General features: G+C 40.4%; 17 protein-coding genes, 1 tRNA gene and 1 pseudogene. 10 read left to right on the plus strand and 9 right to left on the minus strand.

All coding sequences use genetic code 11. From position 1 onward, the window contains the following. Positions 1-9: 9 nt before the first annotated feature. From HXT27_RS02670 to tgt, 3 genes are all read right to left on the minus strand, one after another. Positions 10-2,268, minus strand: a complete 2,259-nt coding sequence (locus HXT27_RS02670) for a HelD family protein (protein WP_103042771.1) — start codon at positions 2,266-2,268, stop codon at positions 10-12. 533 nt (positions 2,269-2,801) lie between these two features. Further along, positions 2,802-2,884: transfer RNA gene (locus HXT27_RS02675), tRNA-Leu, on the minus strand. 110 nt (positions 2,885-2,994) lie between these two features. Beyond that, the gene (gene tgt / locus HXT27_RS02680) at positions 2,995-4,296 is read right to left on the minus strand and encodes a tRNA guanosine(34) transglycosylase Tgt (RefSeq protein WP_103042772.1); all 1,302 of its coding nucleotides are present in this window, start codon (positions 4,294-4,296) and stop codon (positions 2,995-2,997) included. Positions 4,297-4,837: 541 nt separating this feature from the next. Here tgt and HXT27_RS02685 point away from each other — a divergent pair. Together HXT27_RS02685 and HXT27_RS02690 are read left to right on the plus strand one after the other, a co-directional pair. Next, positions 4,838-7,060: a trypsin-like peptidase domain-containing protein gene (locus tag HXT27_RS02685; RefSeq protein ID WP_233186080.1), complete on the plus strand. Its 2,223-nt coding sequence runs from the start codon at positions 4,838-4,840 to the stop codon at positions 7,058-7,060. 184 nt (positions 7,061-7,244) lie between these two features. After that, positions 7,245-7,955 (plus strand): nitroreductase family protein, encoded by a 711-nt coding sequence (locus HXT27_RS02690; RefSeq protein WP_103042773.1) that lies wholly within the window; start codon positions 7,245-7,247, stop codon positions 7,953-7,955. Between the two features lie 10 nt (positions 7,956-7,965). Here HXT27_RS02690 and HXT27_RS02695 read toward each other — a convergent pair whose 3' ends face one another. Then, on the minus strand, positions 7,966-9,738 hold the full coding sequence (locus tag HXT27_RS02695) for a hypothetical protein (RefSeq protein WP_075522994.1): 1,773 nt from the start codon (positions 9,736-9,738) through the stop codon (positions 7,966-7,968). A gap of 78 nt (positions 9,739-9,816) precedes the next feature. Continuing rightward, positions 9,817-10,815: a 23S rRNA (guanosine(2251)-2'-O)-methyltransferase RlmB gene (rlmB, locus tag HXT27_RS02700; protein ID WP_075522993.1), complete on the minus strand. Its 999-nt coding sequence runs from the start codon at positions 10,813-10,815 to the stop codon at positions 9,817-9,819. Between the two features lie 266 nt (positions 10,816-11,081). Here rlmB and HXT27_RS02705 point away from each other — a divergent pair, with 266 nt between their 5' ends. Together HXT27_RS02705 and dcd are read left to right on the plus strand one after the other, a co-directional pair. Beyond that, the gene (locus HXT27_RS02705) at positions 11,082-14,051 is read left to right on the plus strand and encodes a cation-translocating P-type ATPase (RefSeq protein WP_103042774.1); all 2,970 of its coding nucleotides are present in this window, start codon (positions 11,082-11,084) and stop codon (positions 14,049-14,051) included. A 341-nt stretch (positions 14,052-14,392) separates the two neighbouring features. Then, complete coding sequence (gene dcd / locus HXT27_RS02710) at positions 14,393-14,974, plus strand: dCTP deaminase (protein ID WP_103042775.1); 582 nt, start codon at positions 14,393-14,395, stop codon at positions 14,972-14,974. 83 nt (positions 14,975-15,057) lie between these two features. Here dcd and HXT27_RS02715 read toward each other — a convergent pair whose 3' ends face one another. Both HXT27_RS02715 and HXT27_RS02720 read right to left on the minus strand, forming a co-directional pair. Beyond that, positions 15,058-15,513, minus strand: a complete 456-nt coding sequence (locus HXT27_RS02715) for a nucleoside deaminase (protein ID WP_422113195.1) — start codon at positions 15,511-15,513, stop codon at positions 15,058-15,060. A 123-nt stretch (positions 15,514-15,636) separates the two neighbouring features. Then, a complete protein-coding gene (locus HXT27_RS02720) occupies positions 15,637-16,407 on the minus strand; it encodes an alpha/beta hydrolase (protein WP_103042776.1) in 771 nt (256 codons plus the stop codon). Between the two features lie 262 nt (positions 16,408-16,669). Between HXT27_RS02720 and HXT27_RS02725 the strand changes: the two genes are divergently transcribed. Then, the gene (locus HXT27_RS02725) at positions 16,670-18,649 is read left to right on the plus strand and encodes an alpha-glucosidase (protein ID WP_103042777.1); all 1,980 of its coding nucleotides are present in this window, start codon (positions 16,670-16,672) and stop codon (positions 18,647-18,649) included. On the opposite strand, the gene HXT27_RS02730 is transcribed toward HXT27_RS02725, so the two are convergent. After that, positions 18,650-19,423 carry an SIR2 family NAD-dependent protein deacylase gene (locus HXT27_RS02730; RefSeq protein WP_103042778.1) on the minus strand — a complete coding sequence of 258 codons (774 nt, stop codon included), beginning with the start codon at positions 19,421-19,423 and terminating at the stop codon, positions 18,650-18,652. A 225-nt stretch (positions 19,424-19,648) separates the two neighbouring features. On the opposite strand from HXT27_RS02730, the pseudogene HXT27_RS02735 reads away from it, so the two are divergent. The 5 genes and pseudogenes from HXT27_RS02735 to HXT27_RS02755 all read left to right on the plus strand — a co-directional run. Continuing rightward, positions 19,649-19,753: pseudogene (locus tag HXT27_RS02735) on the plus strand (XRE family transcriptional regulator); the annotation flags it as partial. 316 nt (positions 19,754-20,069) lie between these two features. After that, a complete protein-coding gene (locus HXT27_RS02740; protein ID WP_103042779.1) occupies positions 20,070-20,972 on the plus strand; it encodes an efflux RND transporter periplasmic adaptor subunit in 903 nt (300 codons plus the stop codon). Next, positions 20,969-21,679: an ABC transporter ATP-binding protein gene (locus tag HXT27_RS02745; RefSeq protein WP_103042780.1), complete on the plus strand. Its 711-nt coding sequence runs from the start codon at positions 20,969-20,971 to the stop codon at positions 21,677-21,679. Before HXT27_RS02740 ends, HXT27_RS02745 begins: the two co-directional genes overlap by 4 nt. Beyond that, a complete protein-coding gene (locus HXT27_RS02750; RefSeq protein WP_103042781.1) occupies positions 21,663-22,874 on the plus strand; it encodes an ABC transporter permease in 1,212 nt (403 codons plus the stop codon). Before HXT27_RS02745 ends, HXT27_RS02750 begins: the two co-directional genes overlap by 17 nt. A gap of 27 nt (positions 22,875-22,901) precedes the next feature. Continuing rightward, the gene (locus HXT27_RS02755) at positions 22,902-23,426 is read left to right on the plus strand and encodes a hypothetical protein (RefSeq protein WP_103042782.1); all 525 of its coding nucleotides are present in this window, start codon (positions 22,902-22,904) and stop codon (positions 23,424-23,426) included. A 60-nt stretch (positions 23,427-23,486) separates the two neighbouring features. Here the strand turns inward: HXT27_RS02755 and HXT27_RS02760 are convergent, their stop codons facing one another. Then, positions 23,487-24,749, minus strand: a complete 1,263-nt coding sequence (locus HXT27_RS02760; protein WP_103043239.1) for an MFS transporter — start codon at positions 24,747-24,749, stop codon at positions 23,487-23,489. Positions 24,750-25,018: the final 269 nt, after the last annotated feature.

A 25,018-nucleotide genomic window follows, 5' to 3' on the forward strand; every position in this document is an offset into this window, starting at 1 on the left:
GCTAGAGCACTACCGTAAAACAACCAGCCTTTGAGTTGGTCTAGTCATAGCAACATACACATCTGCAGCAGCGCTCAAGCGTGAGCAAGCTTCATTCTCAATCAACTCAGGCTTAATTAACACAACAGCGTCATATTCCAAGCCTTTTACATCTTCAGCGCTACACACGCTAACTTGAGCATCGCCATAGTTTTCAGAAATCTGCCTTTTAAGCTGTTCCCATTGCTCGCTTGAAATATTTTGTTTAAGAGCATTGTAAACAACCTCTTGCGTGCTTTTAAGCATTGATTTAGGTGTAATAATCGTTACGCGACCAGTGCCATCTTCAGATACAAATTCATGGAACAAGTCAACGCAATATTTAGCAAGAGAAGTATTCAAATCTGAATCATTATCATAATTTTGCATCACTAAAGATCCAGAAACAGAACGAACTGCGCTAACAGTTGAAATATATAATCCGGATTTAATCGCTAAATCTCCTGCAGCTTCAGAAATTTCGCGTGGATTGCGATAATTTATAGTCAACTCGTACAAATCCCAATTATCTTTTCCAAAAACAGGATTCATACTCGCATTCCAGCGATGAGTTCCGCCAAGAGCAGATGTTTGAGCAACATCTCCAACAATCGTAAATGATCGCGAAGGGCATCTGCGTACAAGCATCCGCCATTCCATTGGAGTTAATTCTTGAGCTTCGTCTACAACAATATGCCCATAAGTCCACTCGCGATCTGTTGCCGCGCGCGCTGCAGCCATGCTTGAATCGCATCCATTCAGATTGTCAAGAAGCATATCCGTAGTTACAAGACCATTTCCAATCCCAGCTTGAGCTAAAGTATCTGATGCAATTTGACGTTCAGATTCTCTTTGAGCTTGCTGAGCTAGGTTGCGATTATCTGTTTTAGGATCTGGTCCAAGCAATTCCATAGCTTCGTCTAGAAGAGGAATATCCGATTTTGTAATAGGACTACCTTTAGGTCTAATCAAAGATTTAACTTGCTCGTCAGAAAGCCATGGAGCGAATGCGCGTAATTGTTCGCCTTTAGAGAATAATTGATCAATAAGCCAAGTTCCGTTCATTGGCAACCAAGCTAAATTAAGAGTTATGCGGATTTTGTCGTCTAAACGCAATTGAGAAATAACGTCATCAAGCTCAGAATTTTCAGGATTGTAATCTAGCTGCTCTATATAACGATTTTTCAAAGCGCTAAGCACTGATTTTACAAACGTATTGCGAGCGATATTATGCGGCTGATGAGCGCTTTTAGCATCCGATTGTGCTTGTAAAATATCTTCTTTCTTTAGCGGTATTGCAAAACCGTTTATGCGAACAGTAGGAAGATCTTTTGGAACGCGAATTCTAGCTTCGATAGCATTCGAAATAGCTAGGTGCATTCGGAACATGCCTTTAAGTTTAGCGACTTGTGGACTATCTTCAGCTGTTGCTTCAATTCCAGGAATCAAGTTTGCTATTGTTCTGCTTACAACGCCAGTTTCACCTAAAGAAGGTAAGACTTGATCGATATAACGCAAGAATGCGCTGCTAGGTCCAACAACTAGTACTCCTGAGTTTTCAAGTTTTCTTCTATGTGTGTAAAGCAAGTATGCTGCTCTATGTAAAGCTACGGCTGTTTTGCCGGTTCCTGGTCCGCCTTGAACAACAATAGGACGATTTAGTGGTGCTCGAATAATGCGATCTTGCTCTGCTTGAATTGTTGCAACAATATCCGTCATCTTGCCAGTTCTTCTAGAGCCAAGTGAAGCGAGTAGCGCGCCTTCGCCTGTTAGCGTTCCTTGAGCAGACGCGTTGCTTACTTCATCTGAATCAACGTCAAGAACTTCATCTTCAATGCCAATAACATCGCGAAAGCGAAGTGTAATATGACGGCGCATTACTATGTCTGCGTGGTGTGAAGGAGTTGCTTCATAAAATGGTCTTGCTGCTTCTGCGCGCCAGTCTGTTAAAAGCGAATCTAAATTTTTATCTAGTAAACCAATGCGACCGATATAATGACGAGCTCCTGAATTGTTGTCAATGCGTCCAAAAACAAGGCGATCTTCTACTGCTCTCAATTGCATTAGGCGATCTTCATACATTGTTGCAAAAGAATCACGTTCTGTGCGCTGAGTAGGTGAACCGTGAGATCCTGCTGCGCGTATTGCGTCAAGTCGAGTGCGTGCATCTTTGCGTAAATCGTCAAGACGTGCGTAAGCGCGATTCACATTGTCTTGTTCTTCGCTAATTTGTGAGGAGTACGTAGACATTTTGGTCCGTTCTAGTTGGTATCAATCTGCTATCGTTTGCTTTTCAAGTTTTACAGTGCTGCTGTGAGCCTTGCGTACATAAGTTATTGCGTTCGCAAGAGTATCTTAGTGCTTAAAACTAGGCGTTTAAGTATATCTCGAGGCGTATACGTAAATTTCGACTATGACGCTAGAATTTTAATCTCTCACGCGATTTTTGAGTTGATTTTTCGCAAGTTTTGCGTTTTAGGTTGTGATTTTATTTGTGAGTCTTTTTGCACGTTATTTATTTGTGTTTATTCGTGTTTATTTATGAGTTTTTTATACGTTATTTTTTATACGTTATTTTTTGTTTATTTTTATATGTTATTTATTTGTGATTATTTTTGCTTGTTTTTGCGCATTATGTTTTTACACACGTTGTTTTTGCTTATTTTTTGATTTTTGCTTTTTGCTTTTTTGATTATTTTTTGCACATTACTTTGCACATTTAGATTATTTTTAAGGTGTAATAACAGGCGAAGAACGCTGATTTTTCAACAATTTACAAAGAGTGCGAACGGCGGGACTTGAACCCGCATGAGCATACGCTCACTGCCACCTGAAGACAGCGCGTCTACCATTCCGCCACGTTCGCATACAGAGCATAAAGCTACCATATTTATGTTTATTTAGCAAATAAAATACTCAAATAAACATAAGCGTGTTGGTATTACTATCCTCTTACTATCGTCTTACGGTTTTTTATTATCCTTTAGATCCGTTCTCATAATAGTGAGCTAATGATTCATCTCTAAATTCTTCGAAATATCCATTATCAATTGAAGAACGAATATCGTCTAGAAGTTTTACAAAGAATCGCTCATTGTGGATTGTTGCAAGAGTGTATCCATTCATTTCTTTAGCGCGAAGCAAATGATTTACATACATTCTTGAGTAATGTGTGCAAGTGTAGCAATCGCATCCTTCTTCAAGAGGACCTTGATCGTGTTTAAAATCGGCTCGCTTTACATTGTATCTTCCGTGACGAGTGAAAATAGCACCGTTGCGTCCACATCGAGCAGGGGCTACACAATCGAAAGTATCTCCACCGTTTTCAACGCAAGCAAAAATATCGTCAACTGCTGCTATTCCAAGTACGTGACGTGGTCGATTCTCTGGCATAGCGTCACAAATCCAAGCGCAAGTATCTCCAATAATGCGCTTTTCAATTGCTCCACCGATACCGACTCCGTCAAAGTCAAGAGAAGCAATCTGCGAAGCTGCGCGTCTACGCAAATCTTCATAATTTGCTCCTTGAACAACGCCATACAACGCTTGATAAGGTTTTCCTAAACGCTCTTGTGTTAAACGCTTATGCTCATCAACACAGCGCTTTGCCCAACGGAAAGTGCGTTCAACAGATTCTTCTTGGTAATGGCGAGTGTTCATTAGAGTTGTAAGCTCATCGAAAGCAAACATAATATCAGCGCCTAGTTTATGTTGAATGCCCATAGAAATTTCAGCACTGAATCTATGTTTAGCTCCATTAAGAGGAGATTTAAATGTTACTCCATCTTCATCTACGAAAGCCATTCGCTCTTTGCCTTCTGCAATAACGTCATCTGACTTCATGCCTGTAACGTCCATTGCAAGTGTTTTCTTAAAACCAGCTCCAAGAGAGAGAACTTGGAATCCACCTGAATCTGTGAAAGTTGGACCATTCCAGTTCATGAATTTTGCTAATCCACCTGCTTCATCTAAAGTATCTGCGCCTGGTCTTTCGTATAAGTGGAATGCGTTGGAAAGCATGCATTGCGCGCCTAAGTCTTTAATTGTTTCAGGTAGTACTGCTTTCATTGCAGCTTGAGTTGCGACTGGAACGAATGCAGGTGTGTGAATATCCCCGTGAGGGGTATGTATTATGCCGGTTCTTCCATATCTAGCGCCATTAAGTCCTTTGCCATTTTCACTATCTGGAAGACGAGTTTTAGAAGTGAAATAAAACTCGCTCCTGTCGCCAGGCTTATTTGGTTCAGCTCCGCGTGGATGCTCAATAAGATTATTCATATGATTTACTCTATTACTTTTTACAGATAACACAGTTAATTTAAAGGATTCGCTCACAAAACTTTAAGCATTTTAATGAATATATAGATATAAGCTACAAAAAGCAAATGGAGTTTTGAGGGTTTTGAGGGTTTTTAGAGATTTGAGGGATAGCGAGTTTCGGGAGTTTTGGAGAGTGAGAGAGTTTTGGAGAGTGAGAGATAGTGAGTTTAGGGAAAGTTTGTGAGAGATTGCAAATATGGTGAGAGGTTTCGAGAGGTTTCGAGAGATAACGAGAGATAGGGAGAGATAGTGATCTTAGAGAGGTAGCTAGAGATGAGTTTTGTGTGGGATTTTGTTTTAAGGAGTTTTCAAATTATAAATTACTTAGAGCTAATTAGTAAGATTAAGTGATTGATAGACGAGTATAAGCATTGCGTGTATAGAAGCGTGCGCGCATGTACATAAATTACACAAATAATTAACATAGAGAACTGTATAGTTTAATAACAACATGGTTTATTATTAGTGGAAGTTGGTGGAAGAATTTTAAGGAGTGTTTATGGCAGAAGATATGTATGACAACAATGGCAATGAGAAAAAGCTTGATGAGAGTCAAGCTAGTCAAGCTAGTCAAGCTAACTATGACGATACTGTAATTAAAGAGAATGCAGCAGATTCAGATAATCAAGCAAATCAAGATCATAATGTAAAAGCTGAATCGCAATATAGTGAAAGTCGTTCTGTAGAAGGCGAATCTGAAGAGAAGCAGCCTCAAACATACAGACTTGCTCCAAAATATGGTGCGTACAGGATTACTAACACGGAATCTAATTCTTTTGCAGCTGCCGGAACTCAATCGCAGAATGCGCAGAATTCTCAGAATGCTCAAAATTCTCAGAACCTGCAGAATCTACAAAATCCGTATGCTGTACAAAATCCGCAAAATTATCAAAATTCTCAAAATTCTCAGAACCTGCAGAATCCTTTCCTAAACAATCAAAATCCATTTAATTCTCAGAATCTGCAGAATCCACTTCCGCCTGTTCCTCCTGAAAATCTGCAGAATTCTACTTCGTATTCTTCTCCACAATATAATGGATCTTCTAATAACGGTTTTAAAAACAATAGCAGCGCTCCTCAGTTTGGAAACCCTTATTACAATTTGGATGATTTAGATAACTACAGTGAAAGTTCAGATAAATTAAGCGAACAAGGTGATTCAAATCAAGGTGATCTAAATCAACTTCAGCCTGCGCTATATGCTCAAAATTCAGGATTTGACTCTCAAAATTCTGGTGCAAATTCTGGTGCAAATTCTGGTGCAAATTCAAACCAGCCAATGGGCTACGCAACTGGTGATTCTTCAGATTCAGATGATGACTTGCAAGAAAGATTGAAAAATGAAATCAGAAATTTGCCAGAGTATAACGAATATCCTCCTATAAAAGCAAATCCTAATCGTTCTAATTCTGCTGCTTCTCATGTGATGGTGGCAATAATTTCTGCTGCTGTTTCTGCAATCATATGTGTTGTGATGACGCTTTTTGCTATCAATAATGGACTCATATCTTTGCCGCAATCAGGCTCTCTTTCTGGATTAGGTTCAAGCGCAGTTACAGGAGGAAAGGGTAGTGCAATAATCAAGGGCGGCAATGCTCCTGATTGGGCAACTGTTGCGAAAAATGTATATAGATCCGTTGTGTCAATACAAATGCGCTCAGCAAATATGGAAGGTAAAGGATCTGGTGCGATTGTTGACACAGAAGGTCATATTGTTACAAATAATCACGTAGTATCCGGTGCAGAGCAAATTCAAGTGACGCTTTCTACTGGGGAAATATACAAAGCACAAGTAGTTGGAACAGATAAGACAACCGATTTAGCTGTTTTGAAAATAGTAAATCCTCCTAAAAATCTTCAGCCTGTGAAATTCGCTGATTCAAATTCGTTGGCTGTTGGAGAAGCGGTGATGGCTATTGGAAATCCTTTAGGATACTCTAATACTGCAACTACTGGTATTGTTTCATCTTTGCATAGACCTGTTTCGGTTATGGACGATAAATCTCGTTCTGAGATTGTTACTGATGCTGTGCAAATAGATGCTGCTATAAACCCTGGTAATTCTGGTGGTCCTACATTCAATGCTGCTGGTCAAGTTATCGGAATCAATTCGTCTATCGCATCATCTTCATCTAAAGGTAGCGTGCCTGGATCTATAGGAATCGGTTTTGCTATTCCTTCTAATTTAACTAAGCGAGTAGTAGACGAGATTATTAAAAATGGTTCTGTAAAACACGTAGCTTTAGGAATTACGATTAGAAATGCTTTAGTCACATCTAACAATGTTTCTAGAGGTGGTGCGCAAATAGTATCTGTTACAGCTGGAACTCCTGCTGCTAAAGCTGGACTTCGCGAAGGAGATACAATAGTTGCGTTTAATGGTGAGCCTGTTTCGAGTAATTATTCGCTTTTAGGATACGTGCGTGCAACAGCGTTGAATGGTCAAGCTTCTCTTACGGTTGTAAGAGGAAATAATACTATTAAGCTGAACGTTGTATTTAATCAAGAAGAAGCTGCTGTAATGGGTGAAACTCGAAAAGATCCTCGTTCTCGTGTTCAGCGCGGAGATAATCAAGGAAATAAAGATAATCAGGATTCGCAAAATCCTGCTCCTGCTCCTGCACCTAAGCAAAATAAGCATGACGGGGATGACGATGACGATTCTCAGCAGCGCGGTGACGATGACGATGGAGGAATTTTTGATCCATTCGGATTCTGGTAAATTAGTGTGCTAAGCGCGCTGGATTGTTCTAGTTTAATTTCCAGATTGCGTTAGTTGTTAAGAATAATGCACCTCGATAGTAATAATTTGCTTGCTATCGGGGTGTATTTGTATTTGTGAAACGCGCTTCACAAAATCAGTCAACAACAGTATGTTTCGTAAACAAAGGTATAAAATAATACATATGACTTATAAAACTTTTGCAGAACTAGCAGAGTCGCGATTTTCTGCACGCGATTTTTTCGATACTCCAATAAGCAAAGACATATTGGATTCAATACTTAAAACTGCATCTAAATCACCAAGTTGGAGCAACACGCGACCATATGCGCTCGCGATTGCACAAGGTGAGCGCAAGAATCGCATTGTGAAGTCTTATTTAGAAAAATGTGATGCAATGCTGAAATCTAAAGATAAATCTTTAAGTGAGTATGAAAGAAAAGCGTTGGAAGAACAATCTTCTCCAGACGGAGATGTTCCAGTTATGCAGCCGTATCCGGATGATTTGAAACAGCGTAGTGCTGAATTAGGTTTATCTCTATATGCTCATTTAGGAATTGATAGACATGATTTTGCAGCTAGAAATGCGCATATGAAACGCAATTTTGAAGCTTTCGGAGCTCCTGTAATCGGATTCGTTTTTGCTAGAAGCGATTTCATGCCTTTTTCAGCAATGGACGCAGGATTGATGTTACAAACGCTTTTCTTAGCAGCTAAGTCTGAGGGAGTTGATTCTTGCCCTCTAGGTGTATTAGCAAATTGGAGAAGCCCGCTGGATGCGGAATATGATATTCCAAAAAACTATGAATTGCTCACAGGATTCGCTCTTGGGTACGCAAGCGATTCTCCTGTGAACAAATTCAGAGCTAAGCATCCAAATATCGAGCTTTTATAAATCTATTCCTTTACTTTATAAAGCTTTTAGGATTTCCGCGCTTATATACAGTAACTTTTCCTGGTATAAGTTTTGACTTCCAAGCTGTTTCAATTTGCGCAATATCTTGTTTTTTATAATGCGAGATGTTGTAGTTTAAAGCCAAGAAGTAGTACCACGGTTCGTTAGAGCTAGTTACAAAGTAATCGGGCTCTTTCTTTGATGAGCATGATGACATATCTTCATCGGATTGCTGTTGTGTAGGCAATTCGTTAGTTATAAACGAAGAATTTTTATGACTGCAGCTAATAAGATTCTTAGCAAAATAAGGATTAGCAGTCACTAATTGCCATGAGTATTGGCGTAAATCATTCGTTTCTGGAGAAATAGAATTTCCTTTTGAATCTGTAATTGCTTCAGTATGCAGCCAGGATCCCATCCATCTCTTATTGTAAGCGTTGTTCTTTGAAATGTAATTTGCAAGCGCTCTAGATCCAGAGTAATCAAATCGTATATCGTTTACGCATGCGCATACGTTCCAAATAATGCTTGGAAGAAGCAAAACGAGAATCAAAATACGCGAAATAGTTCTACTTGCGTATCTTGTGCATCTTACACATCTGCTTGAGCTTAAATTCGAGCTTTCACTCAAGTTTGAGCTAGAGTCCAAAGTTAATTCTGTGTTAGATTCTGTGTTAGATTTTGAGCATTTGCATAGATTCCTAATAAAACCAGGTATATCTTTAAGCTCTAGTGGACTTTGCGAAACACAAATCCAAATTTGAGCAATGAAAAATGTGAACACGATTCCGCTGTGATGCAAAGTAAAGTATTTCGTTGCAACAATTGAAAGCATGAGATAAGGGAGTATCAGCGTGCTAAGAGTGTGCCTTGTGCTAGAAATGCGAATTACAAAAATCCACATAATTAAAGATATTATTACGCAAATCAAAGTCGCAAGTACGCTTAGTGACATGCGTCTTAAAGACACGTCATTAGAGAAAGATGTGAAAGCGCTTTCAGAAGGCATCACAAAAATAAAAGATAGCCATTGTATGATTTTAGAATTGCCATCATGAGTAGGTCTTGTTGCAAATGCGTCTGATGCAGGCCAAATGCAAACTGTGTTTAGAACTCCAACAATTGCTATTAAAATCCAGCAAATAAATCTTTGTGTGTTACAAGTAATTTCTTTAAAAACTTTTTGTATTCCAGAAGATAATATTGCTTGTAAGATCCAAGCTAAAGCAAATCCTGCTGCTAGTGCGATTCCGTACGCGCTTATTAGGCACAAAAATACTAGAGTTAAAGATAATTTCCAAGGTTCAGAATTGCGATTTTTCCAATAGCTAGCGCTCATTAGCAATCCTGCACAAAGTAGAGCATATGGGCGTGCTGTTACGCCATATTGGAAGCATACAAAATATGTGAAAGGTAGTAAAAGCGTAGCTGTGCGATTAAAAGGCGATTTGAAAATCAGCCATCCTCCGAATAGCGCAGAGCACAAAAATTGTATACTTTTAAGTCCGATTTCATATGGAACGCCAGTTTTTGCTGGAATTGAGAGAAGTAAAGTCCACAGTGGTGGGTGTCCTTCATAATGCGGACGGAGTAAAAGCAAATCAGTAAAAGATGAGTCGCGCGCAATAAGCCAACTTTGAGCTTCATCAAACCATGGCTCATGGAAGCACATTACGAGCGCAATAACAGCAAGATACGCAATGAATGTAAGAGTACGGGCATGCTTTGAAAACCACTCAATATAAGCAAAATGCGTACGAGTGGAGGAATTTTTCTCGTTCATAAATTTTTCTTTTTCTAATTATTTCTAATTATTTCTAATTCTTATTATTTTCTGATTATTTTATTTTCTATTTATTTTCTATTTATTTTCCTTGAGCGCTGCCAATCTGCGAGCATTAGATATTGCATATAAGCTAATTCCAGCTGCAACAGACGCATTTAATGATTCAACTGCGCTAGAAATAGGTATTTCAGCAATAGCATCGCAAGCTTCGCGCGTTAATCTGCTCATGCCTTTACCTTCGCTGCCAAGAACCACAACTAGAGGGTCGGTTTCAAATCCGGTTTCTCCTACTAGCTTATCTCCACCGCCATCAAGACCAATTGCGTACCACCCACGTTCGCGTAATCCGTCAATTGCTTTATTCAAATTTACAACTCTAGCTACTGGCAAGTGTGCTGCTGCTCCTGCTGAAACTTTCCAAGCTGCAGCTGTTACAGAAGCGCTCCTGCGTTCTGGAAGAATCACGCCATTAGCTCCAAAGGCAGCTGCTGAGCGGATTACAGCGCCAAGATTCTGTGGATCTGTAACTCCGTCTAAAGCAATAAACAGTGGGCGCGAATTTATGCGAACTTCTGCTGAATCCACAGTTTGCATAGCGCGTGCTCTTTTTTCAGCTTTCTCTACAAGCTCTTGAAGAGAATAATATTTATAAGGCTGAATCTTTAATATAATCCCCTGGTGATTGCTTGAGCGAGCAATGCGATCCATTTCCAATCGATCTGCTTCTAATAACCGCAATCCTTGCATGCCTGCTAACTTCACGATTTCGCGAGTGCGATCATCATGCTCAATCCTATTTGCTATATACAATTGAGTGCTTGGAACTCCTACGCGTAGAGCTTCCAATGCAGCATTGCGACCAATTACTGTTTCATCTGAATCAGCAGCCATCTTATCAACCCTTCTGCGTGCTGCTAATCTAGGATCTGCAAATGTTCGCTTTATTGCTGCTTTCTTTGCAAAATAAGCCTTGTGATATACGCGATCCTCTGCCTTTGGAGTAGGCCCTTTACCGCGTAATGCATTGCGATGTTTCCCACCAGAGCCCTTGGTTGGTCCTTTTTTCGTAGTCATATTTCCATTCTCACATGTCCCCGAGCCATTAACGTTTTAAACACTATTGGTTAATAGTGATTTTCGCTAGTTTAGTACTTTATTTATTTCGGCGCGCTGTAGTGTACTTTATTTCTGCGAGTTATATGGCATAATAGAACGGTATTTATTCGTTGTAATAATTACGTTTATTAAGTAAATCCACAACCGCGCAATAATTGAGATTCTTGCAAAAATAGATATATCGCGATTATTGACTACTCCGCGGCACTCCCAAGGGGGGAATTATGGTTGATCACGCTCTTGATCAATCCAGTGATAAAGAGACTGATTCTTCTATCAGCAGTAAAGATCCGTCATTATGTAGTGTGGAACAAGTAGCGCAATCGCTTAATGTAGATATTTCTCGAGGTTTGAGCTTTGAAGAAGCATCTTTAAGACTTGAAAAATATGGTGCTAACGCTCTTGCTGCTGCTCCTAAAGTACCTGCATGGAAACGATTCCTTGAGCAATTCAAAGATCCACTAGTGTATTTGCTTATAGCAGCTACTATTATCTCCGCGATTGCATGGTTTGTTGAGCGCGCTCAATCCAAAGGTAATGATGGAGGGGAAATATTACCTTTTGACGCAATCGTAATTATCATAATTTTGATTGCTAACGCTGTTCTTGGATATATTCAAGAATCTCGTGCGCAAGAAGCTGTTGAAGCATTGGCGCGAATGAGTGCTCCGCAAACTTCTGTGTTAAGAGATGGACGTGTTTTGCGAATTGACACATCAGAAGTAGTTCCAGGAGATATTTTAGTTCTTGGGGAAGGGGATGCTGTTTCTGCAGATGCTCGACTTATTGCTGCAGCATCATTGCGAGTTGCAGAAGCAAGTCTTACAGGTGAATCTGTGGCTGTAAGTAAAAAACCTGATGTTTTACAATCTGCAAAAGCTTTAGGCGATCGTACAAACATGGTATTTAATGGTACTGCTGTGACTCAAGGAACTGGTCGCGCTATTGTAACTTCCACAGGTATGAGAACTCAGGTTGGAAAAATTGCAGATATGCTTTCCAAATCAGATGAAGAATCTACTCCTCTTGAACGTGAAATGGTGAGAGTTTCTAAGGTTCTTGGAATTGCCGTATGTATTATTGCTGCTGTTGTTTTAATTTCAATGTGGTTACTTGAAGGTTTCCGTAGCGTACAAGACGTAATCAATTCGCTTTTGCTTTCAGTGTCTTTGGCTGTTGCTGCTGTTCCAGAAGGTTTGGCTGCTATTTTGACAGTTGTTCTCGCTCTTGGCGTTCAACGCATGGTAAAGCATCATGCTGTTGTAAAAAAGCTATCTTCAGTAGAAACCTTAGGATCTGCATCTGTTATTTGCTCCGATAAAACAGGAACATTAACTCGCAATGAAATGACAGTTGAACGCATAATTACTCCTAGTGGAGAAGTTCAGCTTACTGGAAGTGGTTATAAACCTGAAGGCAGAATGGTTTTGCTTGGTTCAAATGATGCAGATCTTGCAGTTGGCAAGAATCTTGAAACTGAAGTTATAGGAGCTTTAGGATCTGGATATTTAGCTAACGATGGAGATTTGCATTATGATGAATCGAATGGTAGTTGGCAGCCTGTTGGAGATCCAACGGAAGTTTCTCTAATAGTTGCAGCGCGTAAAACTAAAGCTGATCGCCGCTATGCACATCTATCTCGTGTTGCAGAAGTTCCATTTACTTCAGAGCGAAAGCGTATGTCTGTAGTCGTTAAAGATGGTTCCGATTCAGGTAATTTGATTGTTTGTGCTAAAGGTGCTCCAGATGTTTTGCTTTCCTATTGCAATCGAATTGCTGTAGCAGGTGCTGTGCGTCCGCTTACTGATGGAGATCGTGAAGATATTCTTGCAACAGTAGAGCGTTTATCTGGCGAAGCTTACAGAACTCTTGCAATGGCATATAGACCGCTTGGAGTAGATAGTCTTGCAAAAGTTGAAGGAATGGTTTCTAATGCCGCTGGACAGATTGCGGATGTTGCTGATCAGAGTGATGTTATTGAGTCTGATTTGATTTACAATGGCATGGTTGGAATTATTGATCCTCCTCGAATTGAAGTCAGAGATAGTGTTGCTCAAGCTCATCGTGCAGGAATTCGTACTGTTATGATTACAGGAGATCATCCTCTTACTGCAACTCGTATTGCTAGAGATCTTGGCATTGTTGGTGAAGAAGGACGTGCTATTACTGGAGATGAATTAGACGATCTTCTTTCTAAGAATGATGACAATATTGCTTTTGATGAAGCTATTAGCAAAACAAGCGTTTATGCAAGAGTTGCTCCTGAACATAAGCTTGCAATTGTTTCTTCTTTGCAACGTCAAGGAAATATTGTTGCTATGACAGGTGATGGTGTCAATGATGCTCCAGCAGTAAAGTCTGCAGATATTGGCGTTGCTATGGGTATTACTGGCACAGAAGTTACGAAAGAATCTGCAAAAATGATTTTGGCAGACGATAACTTTTCTACTATAGTTGCGGCTGTTCGAGAAGGACGAGGTATTTTCGATAATATTCGTAAGTTCTTGCGATATCTTCTTAGCTCAAACGTTGGAGAGGTGTTCACTGTTTTTGGTGGCGTAGTTTTTGCTGGCGCACTTGGAATTACTCAACCTGATTCTGTTGGAGTTACTTTACCTCTTCTTGCAACACAACTTTTATGGATTAACTTACTTACAGATGCTGCTCCTGCTTTGGCTATGGGAGTAGATCCGCAAACAGATGATGTAATGAGCAGACGTCCTAGAAATCTTAAAGATAGTGTTATCGACCGTCCAATGTGGGGAGATATTGTATTCATAGGTGTTCTTATGGCTGCAATTACTCTTATCGGTATGGATATGCATTTGTCTGGAGGATTGTTTACCGATAGATCTACTACAATTTTAAGTCATGCTGCTCAATTAACTCACGCGCGAACAATGGGATTCACAATTCTTGTGTTTGCTCAAATGCTTAATGCATTAGCATCTCGTTCTCATTTGCAAAGCGTGTTTGTGGGGCTATTTGCAAATCGTTGGCTTTGGGGTGCTATTGGTGTTTCTGTAGTTCTTCAATTGGCTGTGATTTACATACCATTCTTAAATGAGCCATTTGGAACTGTTCCGCTTGATTGGACTGAGTGGTTTGAGTGCTTAGGGCTTTCGATGGTTGTGTTAATAGGCTCGGAGCTTCGTAAATGCGTATTGCGTTTTATTGCTAATCGTAAAGGCTGAAACTTAATTTCTGTTTTTGCTGCTTATGCTCGCAATCATTTTGTAAATATTTATAAAACGTGGTGTGGTTAGTAGGATACTTTTGTTGACTACTTTTCGCGCCACGTTTTATTTTGCGTAATGGAAGCATATTTAATTATTTTTCTCAATAAAACTTGTTTTAATGGATTGTTTGGAGTTAATAAAAAAGGTTACTTTAATGTCGATATCGCAATTGTTGGACCTCGCCACGCGCTACAATTGCTTGTATTGTAATTTTCGTACAAAATAAACAATGAATTATTTCGTGCGAACAATGAAGTTACTTGTTTACTTATATCCATACAAGGAGAATTGACGCTATGCTGTTGTCTGATCGCGACATCCTCAAAGCCCATGATGAGGGGCATTTGGATTTGACTCCGTGGACTCCGGAAATGGTACAGCCGGCGTCTATAGATGTTCGTTTAGATAGGTTCTTCCGTCTGTTTAATAATCACGCTTATACGTATGTAGATCCTGCTGAAAATCAAGGTGAGCTTACAGAACAATTTGAAGTAGCTCCGGATGAGCCGTGGATTTTGCATCCGGGTGAATTTGCTTTAGGCGCAACTTGGGAATATGTAAAACTTGATAACACGATTGCAGCTCGCTTGGAAGGTAAAAGTTCGCTTGGACGTCTTGGAATATTGACTCATTCTACAGCTGGATTTATTGATCCAGGATTTGAGGGTCATATAACCTTAGAGCTTTCAAACGTGAGCACTTTACCAGTTAAGCTCTGGCCTGGAATGAAGATTGGTCAAATGTGCTTCTTCCAGCTAAGTTCACCGTGCGAGAATCCTTATGGTTCTGCAGTGAACGGCTCGCACTACCAAGGACAGCGTGGACCTACTCCTTCACGCTCATACGAGAATTTTTATCGTGCGAATTTAAGTGAATAGCTTGGATTATATGCAATTTGTGTTTTGCGATTATATGCTGCGAGTTAATGTTGCAGCTTAGCGTTTAGGAAGAATTGTTCTGATTATCTGTGATTTTCGAAAAAGTTTCGCAAGAGCTGCGCGCACTCAGATTCACATACTGAGCCAATAACTTCCGGATGGGATCCTATATGAGGATCTCGCAAAATATCCCAAACAGATCCGCATGCTCCAAGCTTTGCATCCCATGCGCCAAAAATTACGCGCTTAAGTCGAGTTTGAAGAATAGCTCCAGCGCACATAGGACAAGGTTCAAGAGTTACTACCAGAGTGCAGTCAGATAGATTCCAAGATTTATGCGAAATTGCAGCAGATTTCATAGCAAGCACTTCAGCATGAGCAAGAGGATCAGCGTTTTTCTCTCGCATATTTGCGCCTTTGCCAATAATATTGCCCTTGCTGTCAAGCACAACTGCTCCAACTGGGACCTCACCTGCAGAAGCAGATTCTCGAGCCAAATCCAAGGCTTGATTCATTGCAAATACTATCTCGTCTAGCATATCTATGAAATCACTTTACAAATTAAGAAATAAACGAAATCGAATAAAGCTAAATAATTCTAAATCCTACATAAATCATAACTTTACATAAGTTTACATAATTCTAAATAATTCTAAATAAGTTTACATGAGACCAGAAGAAATATCGTGAGTGACAAACCATTTGCGAATATCGCTAATTTCGTTCATGTCAACAGCATGATCCAGTCCACGGTAACGATGTTCTTCAAGCCAAGTGTGTTCTTCAAGCCATGCTGCAGCAGCAGAGAATTCGTAAGGTGCAATTACGTCATCTTCTAATCCGTAGCCGAAAAATACTGGAATATTACGTTCTGCTAAATCGTCATCTTTCAGAGCAATTTCAGATTCGCAAGTAGGAGTATTAGGGGCTATGAAACCGGAAAGCGAAACAGATGCACGGTATCGTGCAGGATTCAATCGTAAAACATGCACTGCTAACGCCGCGCCTTGTGAAAAACCAAATGGCACAATATCGCGATTTGCTGGAATATTTTCGCTCACCCACTCATTGATTGCGACTGCTGCAGCGTACATGTCGTAATCTAAATCTTCTCGCTGAGGCACAGCATCGTGGAACCAACTGTAAGCGCCTTCCGTTAGCTTAAGTGGAGCGCGTAACGCGATTGCATCATTATATGGTGCTACAACTCGCAATAAATCCAATAAATCTTCCTCATTTGAACCCCACCCGTGAAGAAGTAGAAGTATTGGATGCGTTGGATGAGCTGAAGCATTACCTTGTGAATATTGTGCATTTGTAACTTTTAAAGGCTCACCAAAACGGCCAGGCACAACATGTGATTCGCGACCGATATGCGTACGTTTCGAATTTTTCTCCGCATTATTGTCATTTAGTTCATCGCTAATATTCATTTCGTCACCGCCGCTCGTATAAATAGTTGCGTTATAAATCGTTATTTTAATAAATATTTCGTATCACGCCATTATGATTTATTATTTATGTCTTTCTAGATTACAGCATACAGCGCATCTTTGGCTTATAACCAGCGTCTTTGTTTTGAAGAGAATAAGTCTAATTACCTAAATGGCATGTGAAAAGAGACGTCCAAAATCCAAAGATAGCTAAAGTATAGAATAATAGAATATAAATTATAAAAATAATAATGGGGATTATATGACGACTTTTGACAGAGTGAACTTGCCGCAATCCGTGCGCACAAATGGCGCTACGCCAAATCCATGGTGGGCAAATGCAGTTGTGTATCAGATTTATCCGCGAAGCTTCCAAGATACTAATGGTGATGGCATTGGTGATTTGAAGGGCATTACTTCGCGCCTTGATTATTTGGCTGATTTAGGCGTTGACGTGCTATGGCTCAGTCCTGTTTACAAATCTCCTCAAGATGATAATGGCTACGATATTTCCGACTATCAAGATATTGATCCGCTTTTTGGCTCTCTGGAAGATATGGACGAGCTTTTGGCTGGTGCTCACGAGCGCGGTCTTAAAGTTGTGATGGATTTAGTGGTAAATCACACTTCAGATGAGCATGCTTGGTTCCAGGCTTCAAGAGATGCTTCGAGTGATTACGCGGATTGGTATTGGTGGAGACCTGCGCGCAAAGGCTGTGTGCCTGGTGAGCCTGATGCTGAGCCAAATAAGTGGGGCTCATATTTTGGTGGTTCTGCGTGGACTTACGATCCGAAGCGTGGCGAATACTATCTTCACCAGTATTCTCCAAAGCAACCAGACTTGAATTGGGAAAATCCTTCAGTCCGATCTGCTATTTACAAGATGATGAATTGGTGGATGGATCGCGGAATTGACGGTTTCCGCATGGATGTTATTACGCAAATTTCTAAGCATGTTGATTCTGAAGGACGTTTACCAGGTGAAGATGGTTGCCAGATTGAAGATTTGCAAGCCGGAGCTGACGGATACTCTTCGCCATTCCCATTCTGCTCGGATGGTCCTCGTCTAGACGAATTCTTACGTGAGATGCGTGCAAAAGTTTTCGAAGGGCGCGAAGGTTTTTTGACTGTTGGCGAAGCTCCGGGAATTTCAGCGAATCGCAACACGTATATTACCGATCCTGCTCACAGCGAACTCGACATGTTGTTCCTGTTTAATCACGTGGATATTGATTGCGAAAACGGAACTAAGTGGAATCCTGTGCCTCTTAAGCTTACTGCATTGAAGCGTGTGATGGCTGAGCAGCAGCATGCGGTAGCGGATTCTGGTTGGGCGAGCTTGTTCTTTAATAATCACGATCAGCCGCGTGCGCTTTCTCGTTGGGGGAGTGAATCTAGTGACGAGATGCGAGTTCGTTCTGCTAAGGCGATTGCAATGCTTCTCCACATGCATCGTGGTACTCCTTACGTGTATCAGGGTGAAGAAATAGGTATGACTAACGCGCATTTTACGCGTCTAGAACAGTATCGCGATTTGGAAGCATTGAACATGTTTAAGCAGCGCGTAGAAGAAGCGCATATTCAGTCAGCTGAGTCGATGATGGATGCGCTCGCAAAGCGTGGTCGCGATAATTCTCGAACTCCTATGCAATGGAACGCTTCTAAATACGCGGGATTCATGCCATTTAATGTGCAGTCGCCAAATAACTCAGAGCCGTGGATTAGTGTGAATCCTAATTATGTAGACATTAATGCTGCTGAGCAGATGGAAGATTCGGATTCCGTTTACGCTTTTTACAAGTATTTGATTGCGCTTCGTCATTCGGAGCCGATTGTTTCTGCTGGCTCTTGGAATTTGGTTGATGCGGATGACGAATGCGTGTACGCTTTTGTGCGCGAACTTAAATCTGATTGCGAAAAGCAGGAGGATTTTGTTGTAGATTCTGTAGATTCTTCTGCTGATTCTGCTTCAGATCCTACTGATTTCGCTTCAGATTCTGCTGAAAAAGTTTCTGAAAAATCTTCTGTATATTCCACAGAGCGCATGCTTGTGATGGTTAATATGACAGAATCTACTGTTCCTATACCTACAGAAAGCGCGCAATTATTGCAAAATCGCGCTTTAGGCAGATTTACTGAAAATGATGTGCTTCTTGCAACTTATGACGTGAACCATGCGCTTAATTCTGTGAAAAATGGCACGCTTTCACCTTGGGAAGGCATCGCTGTTATTTTGCAATAATCACTTTGCAATTGTTTCGTCCACTAACTTTGGCAGAGCTTTCGCAATATCTTCGCGAATAATTCGCTCTGCCAAGTAGTCGTATTGTGTAGAGCCTAGGTTCATTATTGTGATTGGTACTCCAGTGCGCGCTGCTAACGGTACAAGACTTGCTGCTGGAAATACTTCAAGAGTTGATCCAATAACCCACAATTCATCTGCTTTAACTATTGCTTGCGCGCTTCTTTCCATTGCTCCTTCAGGAAGTGCCTCGCCAAAATAAACAACGTCTGTTTTGATTAAACCGTTGCAAGGCATATTGCTACGGTATGGTAGAGCGCGTCTGCAATGCGGATCTGGATGCTCGTCTAAGTCGCGCATAATATCGGCAGTTTTATAGCTCGCGTGGCAGCTCATGCAGTGTGATGTTCCAATACTTCCGTGCAAATTTACTATGATGCCTGGGTTGTTTCCAGCTTTTTCGTGGAGTGCGTCAAAATTTTGAGTGGCGATTAAATCTAGCATTCCAGCTTTCTCAAGTTTTACAAGCGCTTTATGTGCTGTTCCCGGATGAGCGTTCCAAACAGGTGACTCTTTTTGCCATCGCCAAGAGTAAATACGCTCCTCTTCGCTGCTTAAAAACGCGTCTATGTCGTAAACGTTCATCTGCTCTGGATGCTTAGTCCATACGCCGTCTGGTCCGCGAAAATCAGGAATGCCAGCACTAGTTGAAATGCCTGCGCCTGTAAGAACTACTATGTGGTGGTTGTGACCTTTGCTGTTTTTGTTAGTCATTTCTTTCTCCTGCTATTACTTTATTTTAATAGTATATGCTTTATAACAGTTTCTTACAGCTAATACTTTGTTTTTGTGATTTGTTTGTGAGCTGTTCGTGAGCTGGAGCTGTTCTGAATTATTTTTTGTGAATTGGTACTATCTAGAATTATTCCTCGTGAGCTGTCGTTATTTTTTGAGTCTATCTTGCAAAACCCAAAGTACTTTGGAAAATATCAGATATAGGTGCGTGAAACGGTTCGCATACTAAGGAATCAGGGCTTGACGGTTCGTGATGTTGCAGAGCTTACGGGGGTTACTTCGCAGCGAATAAGTTCGCTTAAAGATTAGTGATTTAATCACAATGCGGTTGGGGTTATGCGAAAGTAAGTCGCTTAGTAACGTATAAACTTTATGCAAAATAAATCATTCTCTGGTATTACGCAAGCTCCAAAAATCATAAATGAAATCATCATTTAGTGTGATGCAAACTCTTTACGGCGATTATAGGCTATTAAGCAAAAGTTTAAATTCTAAATGAAGTGGTAATCATAAAAGCGTTAATTGCAGCATTACCGAGCCCTTTATTTATTTTGGATCAGTTTGAGAGGCTTGTTTCAACGCATCCTATGCGTTTACGAGTTTGGAGAGTGAGGAGCTTTGTATTATGCGTAAGTTTACAAAAGTACTCTTGCTTGCTGCTATGCCAGTGTGTTTGCTTACTGCATGCTCTGGTAGAGCAGTTGATAATAGTCAACAGCAGGCATCACGTGATTCAGTTCCACTTGTTTCAGTCAAAAAACAGCCTTTAACACAAGTTGTGTCGGGTAAGGCATCAATAGAACAATCGTCTACCTTTGTTATAACTGCTGTAAGTAGAGGGAATTTTTCTACATCGGTAAAAGCAGGAAGTGCTGTAAAAGCTGGAGGTATTTTAGGCTACAATGCTGGTAATAAAATTATTGCTCCCGTAGACGCTAAAGTTGTGTCAGTAGCTGAATCATCTGCGGACGTGCCTAAATCTTTCCCACTATTCACTCTTAAATATGAAGGTTTTTCAATAAGCCTTAATGCAAAAGCTTTACTTCGTTCTGCGGATATTGCAGATGTTAAAGGTCGCTTCCAAGTTGAAGATGGTGTTGGGCCAACCAATTGTTTGCAAATAGTACAAAGCGGTGGAACTTCTAGCGATGCTGCAGCTTCGGGTAGTAGCAAGAATGATAGTGCTGATTCGACTCAAACAGATGAGTCGAGTGAGCAAAGTACACCTAGTGTATCGTCAAAAGTTTTAACTTGTTTAATAGATAAAAGCGCAGAAGTAGAATCAGGCCAAAATGCGACTCTTGTTTTTAATGGCAAGCATAAACAATCGGTTCTAACACTGCCCGTTAGTGCGGTTGCTGGAAGAGTTCAAAAAGGTTTAGTCTCATACAAAAAAGGCGATAATTGGGAGAGTAAAGAAGTTGGTCTTGGAATCAGTGACGGCGCTAATATTGAAATTACGTCTGGTTTGCATGAGGGTGATGTTGTAGCAGGCGTTTCTCCTGATCTCATTCCAGGAGTGCAATGATTATGGGAAACAATACTGTTCCACTGGTTGAACTACAAGGCGTGTCAGCGCGTGTAAAACTAGGCAATGGCGAATGGCTTACCACTGTCAACTTTGCTTCTATGTTACTTAATCAAGGTGAAACATACGCGGTAGTTGGCAGGTCTGGATCTGGCAAAACGAGTCTTATTTCTATTATTGGATTTTTGAATAAAAATTTTACTGGAAAATACTATTATTCTGGCAAGTCAATCCAAAAGTGTAGCGATAATACAGTATCGCATATGCGCGCTCGAAATATTGGTTTTGTTTTTCAAAACTATTCTCTCATTAAGCATTTAAGTATTAGAGAAAATGTTGAGTTGCCGCTTTTATACGCAGGACTACAACAAAGCAAGCGGACAAGAAGAAAAACGATAGAAGAAGCATTATGTGATGTTGGATTGCAAGATAAACTAAACGAATACCCTGGAAGTCTATCAGGCGGTGAACAGCAGAGAGTCGCGATAGCGCGTGCTCTCGTTACTAATCCCGAATTACTTATTTGTGACGAGCCAACTGGTGCGCTCGATAGTAGTACGGGAGAAAAAGTGCTTCAAGTGTTGCATGATCGTGTTCAAGAATCTGGAACAACATTACTATTAGTCACTCATGATATGAAAGTGGCTCGTTCTTGCTCTCACATTTTTACTATGGAAGGCGGTGTTCTTTATGATCATGTTGCTTAAAGATTTGCGCCTGTCTCCTATGAGATCCTTCCTCACAGGTTTTTCAATGTTTATAGGCATTATTGCCGTTATTGCGTCAGTGCTTATCGGCACGGTTGGTAAGGACTATCTTATTGCAACTAACGAACAGCTAAACGGTCGTAGACCGACATACGAGATTACTTTTTCAGCACAAAATTTTGACGAATATTCAGTATTTGACAAATTCTTAAATCGCATTGAATCCGCAAACCGTAACGCTAACGTTATGCTACAACCAAACACTGGACTATTGTTTAGCGCTTCTATGCCAGCCTCGAAGAGTGTAAAAATAAGCAAAGAATATAAGACCAGCAATCTTCAATATGTTGACGCTGTTTACACTACTGCAGGATACAACAAAGTTTATAACTTACCTGTTGTAAGTGGGAGATGGTTTAGTAATAGCGCTAAAAGCAACGCATTAGAAATGGTAGTAAATCAATCTGCTGGCAAAAGATACAAGATTGGTGAAGTAGCATTTATTACTTCTCGCAAAACAACACAAATGAGTCCTATAAGGATTGTTGGAGTTGTGAACGATGGCGTAGACTCAGCAAAAGTATACGTGAATATTCTAGGATTATTACGTTACGCTCCAACTCTTTGGGAATATTCTGGAAAAGAAGCTCAAGGCTCAATCTACTGGTTGAATAAAGAAAATCGTTCTCAAAAATCAATTAAATCTTATGTTTCAGATGCTCTTTATGACTGTTGCGGTGGGCAAGTAAACGAAATTAGAAGACATGATAATAGTGATAATTACGAGAATGTTATAACAGTATTGCAATTAAGTTTTGCTATCGTAGCAGCATTATTGCTTTTTGTTTCCGCGCTAGGTTTAATCAATATTGGTTTAGCATCGTTGGAGCAGCGCACGCATGAACTGCTTATACGCAGAGCTTTGGGTGCTACTAAATGGTCGATTGCTTCACTCGTGTTAGGCAGTGCGATTATTTTAGCACTAATAGTTTCGATTGCTGCTGTTGCTGTTTCTTTTGGTCTTGTGTCTATAGCATCAAGTTTTTGGGATGCAGCAAGCCCAGTTAGTCCGCCAGTTTACCCATATGAAGCTGCTATTGGAGCTGTTATTGCGGCTTTTATTACAGCGCTTGCTGGAAGTGTGGTGCCGGCAATAAAAGCATCGCGTTTACAGCCAGCATTAGCATTGCGTTAATTTTCAAAAAATAAGAAAGAAGGAATAATGAATAATCATAATATTGGTAAAGCAACTCTTATTGTTGGTGTGCTTAGTGCGCTTCTTATGCTTAATGCGTGTGGAGGAGTGGGCAACAATAATGCGAGTGGTGTGGATGGTGCGCGATCGCAAAATAGTTCACCTAGAGAGACTGTTGATTTTGCTCATATAGAGAAGGAATATCAGGAGTCCGTTGCAAAGCTTAGTTGGCCTAAAAAATATAAAGCTCCTGCAAACTTGGTTGGAGAAGAAAAAGACGCTCAGTTCCAGAGTGGATATGGCGATACGCAAGCATCTAATTATTATCAGTGTGCTTGGGAACGGCAATGGTTAGACACGTATGCTAGTGATGAGCAAGCGGCAAGTAAAGCTTTGCGTGAGCTTGAAAAAGTGCCTAGCATGCCGTTTATGGGTCCAGACCGTTGTGATGATGCAACGCGAAACTTTTTCAAAGAGCATATGCGTAAAGCAAAACTGGGAGATCCGTCAGGATTCCAACAGGATGTGCAAACTAATTGTCCTGTGATGTAATTGCATTTTTATAGCTTTTTATTGTGTTTTCGCACTAAATAGCTTGTTATATGCCTCTTTTTATATGCTTCTTTTTACCCATGTTGATGGTGTCCAATAATCTTTGGTAATCATTGATGGGTATGTTTGTTTACGAGTTTGAATAATCCATAAGGCTATACCTGTTGAAACAAGTATTACACCGGCTGCAATCATTATGAATAATGATGAATTTAGATTTCCCCATGCTAGTACGCTTGCATACCCTACGATAATTCCGCATTGCTCCATAATAGAAGTAAAAGTAGTAGTCGCACCGAGAATGTGTGTTGGTATGCCATCGAGAAGAGCTGTTTGCCCATAGACAATAGTTGCGTCAAAAATAATACCTGCAATGAAAGCAGAGCAAAGAAAAAGAGCAATCCAATTATTAAGTGCGAAAATAAGTAAAGGAATAGAAAGGAATCCAGGTAATAAAATAGAGTATAAAATCTCATAATGCAGCACAATATATTTGCATAATAGCGAACCTACAATCATGCCAATGTTAAATATGCTGACTATTGAACCCCACGTGGATGCCGAATGAAAAAGCGTGAGACAATGGTGTGCTCCCATTAGTCTGAATGCGGCAAGCCATGATCCCGATTGTAATGCTGATACTACTCCTAAGACTATTAACCATGGTGTAGATTTCATATAGTGCAGAGAAGCTGCAAAACCAGCAGTTTTATTGCTTCCTGTCTTCGTATTGTTTGCGCTATTTTGTGCTTGCTGGTTTAGATTAACTAACAGTAGAGGTAGCGCCGCTAGTATCATCACAATAGCAATGCTCGTAAAGAAAATGAGCGGATTGCATATATCAACAAATATGCCAGTAATCGCTGGTGCAGCAAGCCTGCTGAGATTAATCCACATACGCATGCTTGCTAAAAATTTGGTTTTTTCGCCAGTTGGTGCGCTATATGCCATTAATACTTTTTGATTAGGCGAAGAAAATGCAGTAAAGAAACCGAATATTATGCCGAGTAGTGTAACCGTAATAGCAATAAGATTATGCTGTGCTACTAAAGCGAAACCATATCCAGTACACAACAATGCAAAACAAAACGTTAGCGCTATAAACAATCTAGTTGGTGGATATTTATCTGCAATAATTCCGCCAAGCGGTGCTGCTATGCAGGTCATAAGCGCTACGGACACCGCGTTAAGCGCTGCGTGAGATAAATCGACATGTATTAAAAGATATAGACTTACGCCAAATCTACAGCTCGTTAAAAGAAAAGCATTAAGCGATAAAACGGATATAACCAACCCCGATCGTACTCGTGCTGCAGCGTTCATGCTTACTCTTCTTACTTTTCTTTCTTTCATATTATGAATGATATGTGTCTTTCGATATGTACACCTTTATTTACACCTTTTTATGGACTGTGAGCGAAATGAGTGTTTATTGCGGTGTTTTACTCCGAAGTACCTTTAACTACTCTTAACTACTCCGAACTACTCCGAACTACTCCGAACTACTCCGAAGTGTTCTTAGCCTTACTCTCGTATAGCTTTGTTGGGTTTTCTTTGTGTTTATTGCGGTGTTTTACTCCGAAATACTCCGA

Origin of the sequence: Gardnerella bivia (genome assembly GCF_049262715.1) — a bacterium.
Taxonomy (GTDB): domain Bacteria; phylum Actinomycetota; class Actinomycetes; order Actinomycetales; family Bifidobacteriaceae; genus Bifidobacterium; species Bifidobacterium vaginale_A.

What these genes read in the sequence shown, in the direction of transcription:
- HXT27_RS02670 (WP_103042771.1), bottom strand. Translation starts at nt 2,268, where the DNA reads ATGTCTACGTACTCCTCACAAATTAGCGAAGAACAAGACAATGTGAAT.
- tgt (WP_103042772.1), bottom strand. Translation starts at nt 4,296, where the DNA reads ATGAATAATCTTATTGAGCATCCACGCGGAGCTGAACCAAATAAGCCT.
- HXT27_RS02685 (WP_233186080.1), top strand. Translation starts at nt 4,838, where the DNA reads ATGGCAGAAGATATGTATGACAACAATGGCAATGAGAAAAAGCTTGAT.
- HXT27_RS02690 (WP_103042773.1), top strand. Translation starts at nt 7,245, where the DNA reads ATGACTTATAAAACTTTTGCAGAACTAGCAGAGTCGCGATTTTCTGCA.
- HXT27_RS02695 (WP_075522994.1), bottom strand. Translation starts at nt 9,738, where the DNA reads ATGAACGAGAAAAATTCCTCCACTCGTACGCATTTTGCTTATATTGAG.
- rlmB (WP_075522993.1), bottom strand. Translation starts at nt 10,815, where the DNA reads ATGACTACGAAAAAAGGACCAACCAAGGGCTCTGGTGGGAAACATCGC.
- HXT27_RS02705 (WP_103042774.1), top strand. Translation starts at nt 11,082, where the DNA reads ATGGTTGATCACGCTCTTGATCAATCCAGTGATAAAGAGACTGATTCT.
- dcd (WP_103042775.1), top strand. Translation starts at nt 14,393, where the DNA reads ATGCTGTTGTCTGATCGCGACATCCTCAAAGCCCATGATGAGGGGCAT.
- HXT27_RS02715 (WP_422113195.1), bottom strand. Translation starts at nt 15,513, where the DNA reads ATGCTAGACGAGATAGTATTTGCAATGAATCAAGCCTTGGATTTGGCT.
- HXT27_RS02720 (WP_103042776.1), bottom strand. Translation starts at nt 16,407, where the DNA reads ATGAATATTAGCGATGAACTAAATGACAATAATGCGGAGAAAAATTCG.
- HXT27_RS02725 (WP_103042777.1), top strand. Translation starts at nt 16,670, where the DNA reads ATGACGACTTTTGACAGAGTGAACTTGCCGCAATCCGTGCGCACAAAT.
- HXT27_RS02730 (WP_103042778.1), bottom strand. Translation starts at nt 19,423, where the DNA reads ATGACTAACAAAAACAGCAAAGGTCACAACCACCACATAGTAGTTCTT.
- HXT27_RS02740 (WP_103042779.1), top strand. Translation starts at nt 20,070, where the DNA reads ATGCGTAAGTTTACAAAAGTACTCTTGCTTGCTGCTATGCCAGTGTGT.
- HXT27_RS02745 (WP_103042780.1), top strand. Translation starts at nt 20,969, where the DNA reads ATGATTATGGGAAACAATACTGTTCCACTGGTTGAACTACAAGGCGTG.
- HXT27_RS02750 (WP_103042781.1), top strand. Translation starts at nt 21,663, where the DNA reads ATGATCATGTTGCTTAAAGATTTGCGCCTGTCTCCTATGAGATCCTTC.
- HXT27_RS02755 (WP_103042782.1), top strand. Translation starts at nt 22,902, where the DNA reads ATGAATAATCATAATATTGGTAAAGCAACTCTTATTGTTGGTGTGCTT.
- HXT27_RS02760 (WP_103043239.1), bottom strand. Translation starts at nt 24,749, where the DNA reads ATGAACGCTGCAGCACGAGTACGATCGGGGTTGGTTATATCCGTTTTA.